The organism is Paraburkholderia sp. UYCP14C (assembly GCF_004197395.1).
In the GTDB taxonomy this organism is placed as follows: Bacteria; Pseudomonadota; Gammaproteobacteria; order Burkholderiales; family Burkholderiaceae; genus Paraburkholderia.
This window is the reverse complement of record NZ_SELS01000015.1, coordinates 70,909-83,653: the sequence shown is the minus strand read 5'-3', so window position 1 is coordinate 83,653 and position 12,745 is coordinate 70,909. Positions and strand designations below refer to the sequence as shown.

General features: G+C 66.9%; 14 protein-coding genes and 1 riboswitch. Of the genes, 7 read left to right on the top strand and 7 right to left on the bottom strand.

Annotated features, from left to right (window positions below; translation table 11 throughout):
• Nucleotides 1-44: 44 nt before the first annotated feature.
• The gene (thiS, locus tag EVC45_RS16160) at nucleotides 45-242 is read right to left on the bottom strand and encodes a sulfur carrier protein ThiS (protein WP_129958951.1); all 198 of its coding nucleotides are present in this window, start codon (nucleotides 240-242) and stop codon (nucleotides 45-47) included.
• A 65-nt stretch (nucleotides 243-307) separates the two neighbouring features.
• Nucleotides 308-1,438, bottom strand: coding sequence for an FAD-dependent oxidoreductase (locus EVC45_RS16155; RefSeq protein ID WP_129958950.1), 1,131 nt, complete (start codon nucleotides 1,436-1,438; stop codon nucleotides 308-310).
• A gap of 221 nt (nucleotides 1,439-1,659) precedes the next feature.
• Nucleotides 1,660-1,783: riboswitch (TPP riboswitch) on the bottom strand.
• Nucleotides 1,784-2,214: 431 nt separating this feature from the next.
• Here EVC45_RS16155 and EVC45_RS16150 point away from each other — a divergent pair.
• The 5 genes from EVC45_RS16150 to EVC45_RS16130 all read left to right on the top strand — a co-directional run bounded on the left by EVC45_RS16150 (nucleotide 2,215) and on the right by EVC45_RS16130 (nucleotide 7,036).
• Nucleotides 2,215-3,966: an ABC transporter ATP-binding protein/permease gene (locus EVC45_RS16150; RefSeq protein ID WP_129958949.1), complete on the top strand. Its 1,752-nt coding sequence runs from the start codon at nucleotides 2,215-2,217 to the stop codon at nucleotides 3,964-3,966.
• The gene (locus EVC45_RS16145) at nucleotides 3,963-4,766 is read left to right on the top strand and encodes an SDR family NAD(P)-dependent oxidoreductase (protein WP_211193425.1); all 804 of its coding nucleotides are present in this window, start codon (nucleotides 3,963-3,965) and stop codon (nucleotides 4,764-4,766) included. The genes EVC45_RS16150 and EVC45_RS16145 overlap by 4 nt, the downstream gene beginning before the upstream one ends.
• Before the next feature lie 206 nt (nucleotides 4,767-4,972).
• Nucleotides 4,973-5,446 (top strand): hypothetical protein, encoded by a 474-nt coding sequence (locus EVC45_RS16140; RefSeq protein WP_129958948.1) that lies wholly within the window; start codon nucleotides 4,973-4,975, stop codon nucleotides 5,444-5,446.
• A gap of 67 nt (nucleotides 5,447-5,513) precedes the next feature.
• Nucleotides 5,514-6,191: a hypothetical protein gene (locus tag EVC45_RS16135; protein ID WP_129958947.1), complete on the top strand. Its 678-nt coding sequence runs from the start codon at nucleotides 5,514-5,516 to the stop codon at nucleotides 6,189-6,191.
• A 101-nt stretch (nucleotides 6,192-6,292) separates the two neighbouring features.
• Nucleotides 6,293-7,036, top strand: a complete 744-nt coding sequence (locus tag EVC45_RS16130) for a response regulator (RefSeq protein WP_129958946.1) — start codon at nucleotides 6,293-6,295, stop codon at nucleotides 7,034-7,036.
• A gap of 82 nt (nucleotides 7,037-7,118) precedes the next feature.
• On the opposite strand, the gene EVC45_RS16125 is transcribed toward EVC45_RS16130, so the two are convergent.
• The 4 genes from EVC45_RS16125 to EVC45_RS16115 all read right to left on the bottom strand — a co-directional run bounded on the left by EVC45_RS16125 (nucleotide 7,119) and on the right by EVC45_RS16115 (nucleotide 9,018).
• Nucleotides 7,119-7,790: a flagellar basal body L-ring protein FlgH gene (locus EVC45_RS16125; RefSeq protein WP_129958945.1), complete on the bottom strand. Its 672-nt coding sequence runs from the start codon at nucleotides 7,788-7,790 to the stop codon at nucleotides 7,119-7,121.
• 106 nt (nucleotides 7,791-7,896) lie between these two features.
• A complete protein-coding gene (locus EVC45_RS16120) occupies nucleotides 7,897-8,610 on the bottom strand; it encodes a hypothetical protein (protein WP_129958944.1) in 714 nt (237 codons plus the stop codon).
• Between the two features lie 3 nt (nucleotides 8,611-8,613).
• The gene (locus tag EVC45_RS45640; RefSeq protein WP_041734448.1) at nucleotides 8,614-8,772 is read right to left on the bottom strand and encodes a DUF6726 family protein; all 159 of its coding nucleotides are present in this window, start codon (nucleotides 8,770-8,772) and stop codon (nucleotides 8,614-8,616) included.
• 54 nt (nucleotides 8,773-8,826) lie between these two features.
• Nucleotides 8,827-9,018, bottom strand: a complete 192-nt coding sequence (locus tag EVC45_RS16115; RefSeq protein WP_129958943.1) for a hypothetical protein — start codon at nucleotides 9,016-9,018, stop codon at nucleotides 8,827-8,829.
• A 394-nt stretch (nucleotides 9,019-9,412) separates the two neighbouring features.
• On the opposite strand from EVC45_RS16115, the gene EVC45_RS16110 reads away from it, so the two are divergent.
• Entirely contained in the window at nucleotides 9,413-10,153 is a 741-nt protein-coding gene (locus EVC45_RS16110) for a response regulator (RefSeq protein WP_129958942.1), read from the top strand.
• Entirely contained in the window at nucleotides 10,150-11,457 is a 1,308-nt protein-coding gene (locus EVC45_RS16105) for an ATP-binding protein (RefSeq protein WP_129958941.1), read from the top strand. The genes EVC45_RS16110 and EVC45_RS16105 overlap by 4 nt, the downstream gene beginning before the upstream one ends.
• Nucleotides 11,458-11,646: 189 nt before the next feature.
• Here EVC45_RS16105 and EVC45_RS16100 read toward each other — a convergent pair whose 3' ends face one another.
• On the bottom strand, nucleotides 11,647-12,522 hold the full coding sequence (locus tag EVC45_RS16100) for a tyrosine-protein phosphatase (RefSeq protein ID WP_129959032.1): 876 nt from the start codon (nucleotides 12,520-12,522) through the stop codon (nucleotides 11,647-11,649).
• Nucleotides 12,523-12,745: the final 223 nt, after the last annotated feature.

The following is a 12,745-nucleotide window of genomic DNA, read 5'->3' as shown; positions in this document are numbered from 1 at the left end:
GACGGTTGTTGCGGTCGGTAAGCGACAGGCTGGCGCGAGCGCGCTCAGCCCCCCGCGACCGGTTGCACGACGTCGAGCCGGTCGCCAGCTTGCAACGCGCGCGCCGCATGCTGCGCACGCGCGACGAAATCGCCGTTGAGCGCGACCGCGAACGGTGGACGCGCGCCAAAGGCGGCGAGCGCATCGGCGACAGTCGCGCCCTCGGGCAGCGACAACGGCTTCTGATTGATATGAATGTTCATGGTGTTCGAATACGGTTCAATCGATGGCGAAAGCGGCATCGCGCGCGGCAGGCTGGCCGCTACGCTCAGGCTGGCTCCCGCGCCAAATGCTGCTGGAACAGCTCGCTCCAGCGTGCGTCGCGCCGCCAGCCGGCGAATGCGTCGGCATCAGCGACGCGGCCGTCGAGCAGCGCGCTCGCGAAGCGCACGGCTTCGTCGGCGACTTCGGGCGCGATCATATAGCCGTGCCGGTACAGGCCGTTCACGCGCAGCGTGCGCGCGCCGTCCCACAGCAGCGCGGGACGGTGATCGGGCAGGGTCGGCCGGCACTGCGAATTCAACTCGAGGATGCGCGCCTCGCCGAAGCCCGGGTGCACCGAAAACGCAGCGCTCAGCAACTCGAGCGCCGAGCGCACGCTGACGGGCGACATGTCCTCGCCCTCCACCTCGGTCGCACCGATCACATAGAGGCCGTTCTGCTTCGGCGCGATATACAGCGGGTAGCGCGGATGCAGCAGCCGCACCGGGCGCGTCAGCTGCAGATGAGGCGCATGCACGCGCGCAACTTCGCCGCGGATGCCGCGCAGCGTCGGCAGCACCGGCTTCGCGCCGAGCCCGCGGCAATCGATCGTGATACCGGCGTCGGGCAGCGACGCTTCGTCGATCGGCGTGTTCCAGTGGGTGTCGACGCCGCGCTCGACAAGCCCCGCCGCGAGTGCGGATAGCACCTGACGGTTGTCGAGTTGCCCTTCGCGCGGTAGCAGCCAGCCCTGGTTGAAGCGGCCGGCCAACGCGGGTTCGGCGGCGCCGAGCTGCGCGCCCGAAAGCGCGACGAAGCCGCCGTCGAGCAACTCGGCCGGCGCGTTTGCACGGACGCGGCGCTCGAACAACGGCGCCTCGGTGCGATCCGCGTGATGCCAGACGACGAGCGTGCCGTTGCGCTGGAAAAACACCGGCTCCGGCAGTTCGGCGAGCACGCGCGGCCAGCTTTCGAGCGAACTGGCGCCGAGCCGCGTGATCAGCAGTTCGGCACTCGCGGCTTCTGCCAGCGGCGCGAGCATCGCCGCGGCGATCCATGCGGCAGCCTGCGAACCGGCGGCATCGCCGCGCTCGTAGAGCGCCACGCGATACCCGTCGCCCGTCAGGCGCCACGCGACCAGCCGGCCGCACAAACCGCCGCCGAGCACGGCGAAATCGGGTCGAGCGGAACGGTTCATCGCACACGCTCCGTTTGAATGCGGCGAGCAAAGCCAAGGCGGCACGGCGCGCCCGAGGCGGCGTGACGAAGAGAAAAATACATGTCTGAAGAATAGGCGGTCATCGAGTCCTTTCCGTACGGCCAAAAACGCACGTACCCAGGACGAAACCGGCGGGTGAAGCCGGCCGGTCACGACGTACGCATGTGAGTTGCGCTCGCCGCCCGGCGGGGAATGGAAGACGGTTGCTTCCGGAAACTTCCCGCGCCGGTATTACCCGGATCGGGTGCAAAGGGTCTCTCTCAGCCTCGCCGCCCCGGCATGAAAGTCATGCCGTCTGTGGGCGAAGCACCCCTGTTTCGTCGAAGGTCATTAGACCATAAAAGGCGCGGCGCCCGCAAACCAGCGGTCTGTCGTCGTTGCCGCGATTTTGATCTGGCACCGTCTGTCGTGATGCCGCTGCGAAGCGACCCTACGCTCTGGCACAATGCCATGACAGGTGCCGCAAAAACGCGGCGCACGCGGCGCTCGCGGCCGCATGCGTGGCGGCGGATACCCAGCGGACGCGAGCCCCGAAAATTAATTTTCGCTTAAGGGCGTCACGCCAGAATCGGGCGCCCGTCCGGACTCGCGTTGATCGATCGCGATAGCGCGATGCCCGGCCAGGTATCGCAGACCCGCCGCAGCGGCGGCCCCGCAAAAGGGCCGGCTGTGCGCGGGATCGCCCGACATGGGTCAACCAGATCGGACCCGTACGCCGAAATGACACTTCGGGTCAGCACTTCATCAGGACGCTCATGACATCACATACTTCTGCCAGCCCCGCGCTGCCACCCGACGACAAGGTCTCCGCCTGGAGCCTGATCAAGCCTTACTGGGTTTCCGAGGAACGAGGCATCGCGTGGGCGCTGCTCGTCGCGATCATCGTGATGAACCTGATCGTCGTCTGGATCAACGTGCGCCTGAACCGCTGGAGCGCGGACTTCTACAACGCGCTGCAGCAAAAGAACGTCCACGACTTCCCGCACCTGCTGATGATTTTCACCGGGCTCGCGTTCGGCTTCATCATCCTCGCCGTGTATGGACGCTATCTGCGTCAGATGCTCGGCTTCCGCTGGCGCCAGTGGCTGACCACCCGCTACCTGAACGAGTGGCTCGACGACAGCGCGTTCTACCGCATCGAGCGCGACCGCCTCGCCGACAACCCCGACCAGCGGATCAGCGATGACCTGCAGTCGTTCGCGACCACCACACTGTCGCTGACGCTCGATCTGCTGTCGACCGTCGTCACGCTCGTGTCGTTCATCACGATCCTGTGGTCGCTCGCGGGCGCGCTGAGCATTTCGCTCGGCGGCATGCCGCTGCATATCCCCGGCTACATGGTGTGGGCCGCCGCGCTGTATGCGGTGGTCGGTTCGCTCGTTATGCAGAAGGTCGGCCATCCACTCGTGTCGATCAACTATCAGGCGCAGAAAGTCGAGGCGGATTTCCGTTTCGGCCTGATCCGGCTGCGTGAGAACGCCGAGCAGATCGCGTTTTACAACGGCATGGAAACCGAGAAGACGAACGCGCGCACGCTGTTTGGCCGCATCCGCGACAACTGGTGGCAGGTGATGAAGTACACGAAGCGCCTGACCTTCGTGCTGAGCTTCTACGGCCAGATCGCGATCATTTTCCCGATCGTCGTCGCGGCGCCGCGCTATTTCGCGGGCGCGTTCACGTTCGGTGTGCTGATGCAGATCTCGAGCGCGTTCGGCACCGTCAGCGATTCGTTCTCGTGGTTCATCAACAGTTATACGAGCCTCGTCGAATGGCGCGCGACCGTGAACCGGTTGCGCGAATTCAAGCGTGTCGTGCATTCGCCGCGTCTGAAGGAATCGGTGTCGCCGGCCACGGAACACGGCGGCATCAACCTGCATTTCGTCGACAGCAACACGCTGACTACCGACAACCTCAAGCTCGCTCTGCCGAATGGCCACCCGCTGTCGCGCATTCGCGATATCGCGATCCTGCCGGGCTCGCGCTGGCTCGTGCGCGGTCCGTCGGGCGCGGGCAAGAGCACGCTGATGCGCGCGCTCGCAGGTCTGTGGCCGTTCGGCGACGGCTCGATCGATGCGCCGGTCAACGCCCGCATGATGTTCATCCCGCAGGTCAGCTACATGCCGATCGGCACGCTGAAGGCGGCGCTCGCGTATCCGTCGGCGGCGAACACCTATAGCGACGATGAATGCCGCGACGCGCTCGTTACCTGCCATCTGTCGGAATACGCGGACCGTCTGCAGGAAACGGCGCACTGGACCCGTGTGCTGTCGCCGGGTGAGCAGCAACGCTTCGCCGCCGCACGCGTGCTGCTGCACAAGCCCGACTACCTGTTCCTCGACGAAGCGACCAGCGCGCTCGACGCGGAAAACGAGGCGCGGCTCTATCGCTTGTTCACGGAGCGGCTGCCGAAGGCGGCAATCGTCAGCGTCGCGCATCGCGAGTCGCTCGCGGCGTTCCATGACGAAACGCTCGACGTCGAGCGTTCGGCCGAAGCGGTAGCGGCGTGAGCGACGCGCGCGGCGCTCACATCGGCGAAGCGCACGGCGCCGCCCCTCGCGTGGTGCTGATCACCGGCGCCGGTTCCGGCATCGGCGCGGCGCTGGCGCGGCGCCTCGCGGCGCCGCATACGTCGTTGATGCTGCACGCTCGCGGCGCCGACGACACCTCCCGTCGACGGCTCGTGCAGGTTGCCGCCGACTGCACGGCAAGCGGCGCACGCTGCGCGACCGTGTTCGGCGACCTCGCCGAGCGCGGCGCCGCGGAGCACCTGATCCATCAGACGCTCGCGAGCTTCGACGCGCTCGATCAGCTGGTCGCGAACGCCGGCCATGCGCAGCGTCAAACGCTCGCCGCACTCGATCCCGATACGTTCAATGCCGCGTTCGCCGCGATGCCGGCCGCCTTCGCCGCGCTGGTGCGGCGCGCGATGCCCGCGCTCGAAACGTCGAAGCGCGGTCGCGTGGTCGCGCTGAGCTCGTTCGTCGCGCATCGCTATCGTGCGGATGCGCCGTTCGCGGCGACAGCGGCCGCCAAAGCGGCACTCGAAGCGCTCGCGAAAACCGCGGCCGCGGAGCTCGCGCCGCTCGGCGTGACCGTCAACTGCGTGGCGCCAGGCTACACGCGCAAGGATCGCGGCCCAAGCGCGGACAACGCGGCCGTGTGGGCGCACGCGGCCGAAGCGACGCCGCTCGGTCACGTCGCCGAACCGGACGACGTCGCCTCGCTGATTGCATTCCTGCTGTCCGACGCGGCACGCCACATCACCGGCCAGGTGATTCACATCGATGGCGGCTTGACGCTCGGTTAAGCCTCGCCCGCGCGCCGGCGACGAGCCGGCGCAACATCCGGAAAGACACGAGAAGAGTTCGAAAGCACTTGCGAAGCGCGCAAGCTGTTCCGCGCTTTGAAAATGCCCGTGGGCAGCGACGATAGTCGTACCGGCCGCGCCATGCGTCGGCCTTCGTTGATGTCAGTCACGCCTTTCATCGCAACCGCTCTTCGGATTCCTCGCCCATGTCATTCGCTCGCCGTGTTTCACCTTTGCTCCCGTCCTTGCTCTCAAGCATCGCGCTCGCCTGCGGCGCGGCGCTGCTGCTCACGAACGCGGCCGATGCCGCGCAAACGGCCGAGCCGAACCAGCCCGCCGATATCTGCGCGGCGCTCACGCACATCGTCGATGCGAGCGATTTCCGGCAGCTGCCGAACGAGAGCGCCGCGCACCTGCCGGGCGTCTCCGCTACCGACGATTGCCGCGCCAGCCCGCACACGTACGACTGCCATTGGCGCGCGCACTGGCAAGCCGACGGCGTCATCAACGATCCGCTCGAAGAACTCGGCGCCGATATCGCCGCCTGCTTTCCGCGCGTCGTGCACGACGTCAATACGCCGGTGCGCCAGCATTTCGTCGTCACCACCGACGCACGCCGCGTGAACGTCACCGCGAGCGTGCAAGGTCCGAACGAACTGCGACTGCGCGTGACGCGCTGAGCGCGCGGCCGTCGTTGCTTTTGATGACTGATCGCATTCTCTCGAGACCGCCATCGGGCGCTGCCTCATGACCTCGTCGCCGATCGTGCGCGCGCCAGCGGCATTCAGGCAGTCGCGCACATGTCTGATTGCTGCGGTGATCTCCCGGCGGCGTTGCGCGCGAGCCGCCCTCGCCGCCTGCGCCGCGACGCTGACGCTCGCGCTCGACGGCTGCGCGTGGACGCTGATCCAGGCCGCCGACGCGACCGGCTCGGTGATCCAGGCCGGCTACGCGATCGCCTCGAACTACTCGTCGCCGACTTTCGTCAACGGCCGTCCCGCGGATGTGCAGCACGTCTGCATCGAAGTGAATCCGACGGTGTCGGTCGGGGATTTCGTGCCGGCGCTGCAGCTCGCGCTCGAGCGGCGCGGGATTCGTTCGGACGTCTACAATCCGGGCACCTCACCGGCCGGCTGCGAGGCGCGGCTCGTCTACAACGCCGCGATCGACTACGGTCGTCGCTCGTTCAGCGACGAATCGATCCAGTACCTGTCGATCATCGATCTGACGTTGATCCAGAGCGGCCGCATTCTCGTCACCGCGCGCTATCAGACCGGCGGCCTGAACACCGATCGCTTCTCGTCGGCCTCGGTGAAGCTCGGCGGTCTGATCGAGCGGATGGTCGTCGATCGAACCGACTTTGCGCGGCAAGCGCAGCAACAGCAGACCCTGCAAACCTCGCAGGCCTTCCCGCCAACCCACTGAGTCCCAGCAGCTTCGTTCCTGCTTGCAGCGCCTTACAGGGGAAAGGATTGGAAAGCGGTATGCGCTTTGCGCGGCCCGTGCGCATCACTAAGATCACCTGAATGAACCAGACCATCCTGATCGTCGATGACGATCCCGTCGTACGCGAGCTCGTCAGCGATTATCTGCACGGGCGCGGCTTCAAGGTCGGCACGCTCGAAAATGGCTTGGCGTTGCAGCGCAGATTGCAGCAGGAGCGTCCCGCGCTCGTCGTGCTCGACATCATGATGCCGGAGCTCGACGGCATCAGCGCGCTGCGCGCGTTGCGGGTCGCCGACGACGACATTCCCGTGATCCTGCTGACCGCGCGCGCCGATCCGATCGATCGCGTGATCGGCCTCGAACTCGGTGCCGACGACTATCTCGGCAAGCCGTTCGAACCGAGCGAGCTCGTCGCGCGGATTCGCACGGTGCTGCGGCGTCGCGGCTCGATCGCACCGGGCGCGCCCGAGCAGCGCGCGCCCTATCATTTCGGCCGCTTCGAAATGAACTTCCCCGCGCGCGAACTGCGCCGCGACGGCGAGCGCATCACGCTGCGTTCGAGCGAATTCGCGATGCTGAAAGTCTTCGTCACGCACGCGATGACCGTGCTCACACGTGCGCAGTTGCTCGAAAAACTGCACGGCAATAGCGAAGCGCATCGCAATCGCAGCCTCGATGTGTCGATCTGGCGCTTGCGCCGGCTGATCGAAGTGGACCCGTCGGAACCGCGCTATGTGCAAACGGTGTGGGGACGCGGCTATGTGTTCGTGCCGGACGGTGAGATCGGTGCGGCCGAACGCGGGCTTGCGCCGCCGCTCGGCTAGCGGCGTGCTGCCGGTCGAAGCCGGACCACGCGTTCGCACGTAACACGCCGCGCCGTGCGCACCGCGCTGACGCGGCTGACCGTCAAAACGTCAGCACGCTAAGAAACATCCTCTGCAGCCAGCCCATCGTCGTCGCATCGTTCACCATGCCGAGGCCCGCCTGTTCGATGCGCGCGTTCGCGACTTTGCCCGACGCAACGCAATTGCCCGCTTCGATATCCTTGGGATTGACGATGCCCGACAGCCGAAGACGGTCGCGGGTACCGCTCATCGCGATCACCTTCTCGCCCGACACGACGAGATTGCCGCCCGACACCGTGCCGATCACGGTTACGGCCAGCGTGCCCGTCATGTCGCTGATGTCGCTCAGATTGCCCTGCCCTTTGTAATCGGTGCTGGCCGAGCCGATGTTGAACAGTTTCGCGAGTCGCGCGGCGGCGTTCGTCGATTGGTCCGCCGCGGTCGCGGTGATGCTGCTCGCGCGGTTCGCCGACGCGCTCGCGCTGTTGTTGCCGCTATACGATTCCGACAGCCGGATCGTCAGCACGTCGCCGATGTGCTGCGCGCGCGGCGTCTCATACAGCAGCAGCGGCGCGCCGGCCTGATAGATCGCGCCCTGCGTGTTCACGTTCAAAGGCGCGGACGCGAGCGGCGGCGCCATCGGCGTTTCGACGATCGACTGGGTCCGCGTGCTCGAACAGGCCGCGAGACAGCTCGCGGCGCCGAGCACGAGGGTGAGACGTAGCGCGGTCATGCTGGCTCCGTGGCGAGAAAGATGAAATGGAGTTGAAGTCGGGCGGCGCTAGCCGGCGCCGCCCGGTATCGGCGTTGGGCCCGCATTGCTCAGGCATGCCAGGCAGTCAGCCCGCGTCGGCGCCGCTCGCCTGCCACCGCCGCACGACCGCTTTCATCCACGCATCGGAGCCCTTCAGCAGATACGTGAGCGTGCCGTTGCGGCTGCCCGGCAGAAAGCACAGCGTGATCGAACTGACCGTGTTCTCCCATACGTACATCGGCATCGCGCCCGGCGCCGCGGCGTTGCGCGTCGCCAGACGCGGCGGACCGTAACGCTCTTCGAGCGCGTCGCGCAGATCCTCGGCGGTCAGCTCGTCGATCACGAACGACATCTCGTAGAGACGCAGCGCGCCCTGCCCGTCGATGCGCGTGAAGCGCATCACGTGTTCGAGCGCCGGCGCGCCATCGACCACGGCCTGCGATACGGCCCAGCGCTCATCATCGCGATGCGCCCAGCGGCACGCGACGCTCAGGCTATCGCGCGACTTCAGCCGCATGCCGAGCGCTCCGGCCTGCACGTCCGTCTCGCAGATCGGCACGCTGCCGACCGGCGTCGCGCGTACGGCCGAGCCCGCGCGGAATTCGTCGATCGTGATGCCGAGCGCAACGCCGCGAAAGGAAAACGGCGCGTCCGGCGAGCGTCGGTGCGAGTCGGTGACAACGCCAGTCGATGCCGCGCTGGCCGCCTTCGCGCTGCGCGCGACGGGCTGCGCATGCGCGGCGCACGTCAGCACAGCGCCGAGCAGCATCAATGCACAAACCATCGGGGTGAGCGTCATGATTCAATCGATCGCGGAAGCGCACATGTCGAACGGCGTCGCCGCCGCATGGCCGACGACCGGCAGCACTTTCAGGGTCGCCGCGGTGACCCGGCACGGCAGCGCCGCGGCGCCGCAGCCGCCGAGCGGCAGCAGCAGCGCGCCGGCAACGAGCCACGCCATGGCACGGCGCCGATGCTCAGTAGTTCTTGATAAAGGCACGCGGACCTCGTCAGCTCACGCCGTCGTGTTGACCAGATGGCCGACGAGCCCCGTGCCGGCCGCCGGTGGCGTAGGCTGCTCGAGCGCGGCAGCCGGCTGCGATTTCGCCGCGGCGCCGCTCGCGCTCGAACTGGAGGCCTTCTCCGTGGCAGCTGTCTTCGCCAGCGAGGAGTAAGGTGTGGAACTCAGCGTGTTGTGGATCGTCATGATGGGCCTCGCGAAGGCGCGCACTGCGCACCGGGATCGGTTGAACGCCGCGCGCCGTCGTCCGAGGCAGCGGACCTCGTTCGGCGGACGGCGCGACGTGCTGCGGAACGAATCATCGCGCCGCGCGGGTACCGACGATGGGCGAAGCAAAGCACGCTTTCGCGCGGTTGTTACGAACCGTTCCGCGCGCTTGCGAGGGCTTTCGAGTGCTTGCCAACTGTTGTTCTCGCGTGCCGGTCGTTGCGGAGAACCGGATCGGGCAGTGCTAAAGTAAGCGCTGAGCCTTCGTTGATCCGCCCCCCGGCGCGAGCCCGCCAGCGCCGCTAGGCGCACAGTAAGCGTTGGTAAGGAAATGCCCGGTCGCGCGCCGGGCGCGCCAGTCTAGAATTTCGCCATGAATCCACAGGTCCTTATCGTCGACGACGATCCGGTCGTTCGCGATCTGCTTTGCAAGTTTCTGCAGTCGAACGGCTTCGATGCGTCCGTGCTGCATGACGGCACCCATTTGCAGCGTCGTCTCGAGCGTGAGCGGCCGTCGGTCGTCGTGCTCGACATCATGATGCCGAACACCGACGGCCTGCGCGCGCTCACCGCGTTGCGCGCCGCCGGCGACGACATCCCGGTGATCTTCGTGACCGCGCGCGGCACGGTGGCCGACCGCATCGTCGGTCTGTCGCTCGGCGCGGACGACTATCTGACCAAGCCGTTCGATCCGCGCGAGTTGCTGGTGCGCATCCAGACCGTGCTACGCCGGCGCGGGCCGTCCACCACGAGCGCACCCGAAGCGCGCAAGCGCTATCGCTTCGGTCCGTTCGAACTCGACTTCGCGACGCGCTCGCTGACCCGCGACGACGCCAAGCTGCCGCTGCGCGACAGCGAATTCGCGCTGCTGAAGATCTTCGTCAACAATCCGTACAAGGTGCTGTCGCGCGTGCTGATTCACGATCTCGTGCATCGCGACAATCTCGCGTTCCGCGACCGCAGCCTCGACGTGCCGATCTGGCGCCTGCGCCGCGTGATCGAGGACGATCCGTCGAATCCATGCTACGTGCAAACGGTACGCGGCAAGGGCTACGTGTTCGTGCCCGACGCCAACGGCACGCCTTTCGAGGACGGGGCCGCCCCGAACGCATGAGAAATCCGCTGAACACGCTATTCGGCAGAATGGCGTTGCTGTCGGCGGCGGTGCTGTTCGCGATTCAGGCGAGCTGGTTCGTGCTCGTGACGATGCAGCCGCCGCGCCATGAAATCGACGGCTTCGCGCGCGGCATTCTGCTCGTGCTGCAGGCGATCAACGGCGAACCGATCAAGGGCGCCGCGCTCGCGCCCGCGATGCGCGTGCATCTGGTGCCCACCTGGAACATGCCGACCAGCGTGCATCTGCGCGAGCCGCACGAGCATATGCTGGTCGAGCTGAGCCGGCATCTGCGCGAGAACCTGCCGGCCGGCACGCAGATCGCCGTCGACGATCTGCGTCCGCCGCAACTATGGGTGCTGTTTCCCGGCAAATCGAACTGGGTCGTCGTGCCGGTCGACGTTCCACCGCCGCCGCGCTTTCTGATCGAATCGGTCTCGATGCTGCTCGCCGGGTTGATCCTGTCGCTGTTCGCGGTGTGGCAGATGCAACGGCCGCTGTCGCGCGTCGCCGATGCGTCGCGCGCGTTCGGCTCGGGCGGCCGGCCCGAACCCGTGCCGGTGCAGGGCCCGCGCGAGCTGCGCGATCTGATCGGCTCGTTCAACGACATGATGCGGCGCCTGAACGAAGCCGGCGACGACCAGGCGGTGATGCTCGCCGGCGTCGCGCACGATCTGAAGGCGCCGCTCACGCGCCTGAAGCTGCGCGCAAGCGTGCTGGTCGATGAAAACGAGCGCGCGGGCCTGATCCGCGACGTCGATTCGCTGACCAACATCGTCCAGCAGTTCCTAGAATTCGCGGGCCAATCGGCGGATGCCGGACCGCCTGTCGAGGTCGACGAGTTTCTGCGCGAGCAGTTTTCCTCGGGCGACTACGCGGAGGCCGCTGAAACCGCGGACGCCGCGGACACCGCCGAAACCCCGCTATTCGCGCTCGACTTGCGCGCTGGCCCCCTGTTCACGCTGCCGCGCACGCTGCTCGACCGGCTCGTGACGAACCTCGTCGACAACGCGCTCGAACACGGCCTGCCACCGGTGGAAATCTCAACTTCGTGCAACGACCGTCATTGGACGATCAGCGTGCGCGACCATGGCGCCGGCATTCCCGACGACCGCATCGCCGCGGCGATGAAGCCGTTCGTGCGGCTCGACGCGGCGCGCGGCGGCGAAGGCCATTGCGGGCTCGGGCTCGCGATCGTCGCTCGGCTCGCGCATGATCGCGGCGGACGCTGCCTCGTGCGCAATCACGCGCAGGGCGGGCTCGAAGTACGGATCGAATTGCCGGTGAACCCGGCGCTAGCGTAAGGATGCTCGCAGGCGAAGGGGCGCGGACCGGGGCACTTACCTGCCCTTACCGCATCGACTGTCGCGCGGGTTGCGGCCTTATAGTCGTCCACGGCAACCTCGATGCCGCCCTTCCCGGTCCGCCCGCACCTCTGGGGCGGACTTTTTTTGCACTGTCGCCAGACTAGCGAAGCGCGACCACGAAACGCGTCAATGCACGAGCCGATTGCGCAGCGCGTCGACCGTCGCCATGGAAAGACCGAGGCCTTGCGTGAGGTAGCTCGCCATCGTGCCGTAGCTCGCCTGCACCTGGTCGAAGCCCGCCTGCAGATAATTTTCGTCGACGTCGAACAACGGCGCTCTCGCCGTCGCGATGGCCACGCCTTGCTGCGCACGCAGCGTGGTGGTTTGCGCGGCGATCGATGGCGCGAGATAGACGTTGCTCAGCAGGTAGTCCTGCATGATCACGTCGAGCGGGACGTTGGCGATGCTGAGCAGCAGCGCCGCGACCCAGCCCGCGCGATCCTTGCCCGCGTTCGAATGGAATAGCTGCGCGCCCGTGCCGTTGGCGAGCGCGCTCAGCAACGCGCCATAGGCGGCTCGCTGCGGGCAGCCCGTCACATACGCGCGCGCCTGCGCCTGCATGAACGCGACGGCGTCGACGGGTGAATCGACCGGGGGCACGATGAAGTCGTTCGTGCCGAGCACGTTCAGTGCGGACGATGTCGCGCCGTTCGGCAGCACGTCGGCGCTGCGCGCGACTTCGGCGGGGGTGCGCAGGTCGTAGACCGACACGATGCCGAGCTTGTCGAGCGTCGCGGCGTCGGTGCCGCTCAGCGTCAGCGCGTTCGCGCGATAGAACACGCCGCGCCGCATCTGCTTGCCGTCGACGGTCAGATAGCCGGCACCCGCGCCGCCGACATCGCGGAAATTGCTGACCGACACGAGGCGCGGCGTAGCCGGCTGATCGACTTCGAGACTGCCGCCGCACGCGGACAGCAGCGTGCTGCCGAAACCCGCCGCCAGCATCGCACTCGCCGAGCCCTTCAGAAAGCGCCGCCGCGCCGCCGACGCCTCGCCAGGCATGCCACGCTCGACGGGCACGGTCGTGCTCGCAAGGGCGCGGAAAGGCGAACGGTTTTTCGCGGTAACGGACATCGGGGGCGACAGGTGTATTGGAGGAGTGAGTGGGGCAGCCCGGGCTGCAGACGCAGTTTAACGTTGACCAATAAGTTTTGCGTTACATCGTAGTGGTTAGTAAGAAAAAAGAGGGACGGTTGGCCACCCATGAAAGTCGCGCGGATCGGGT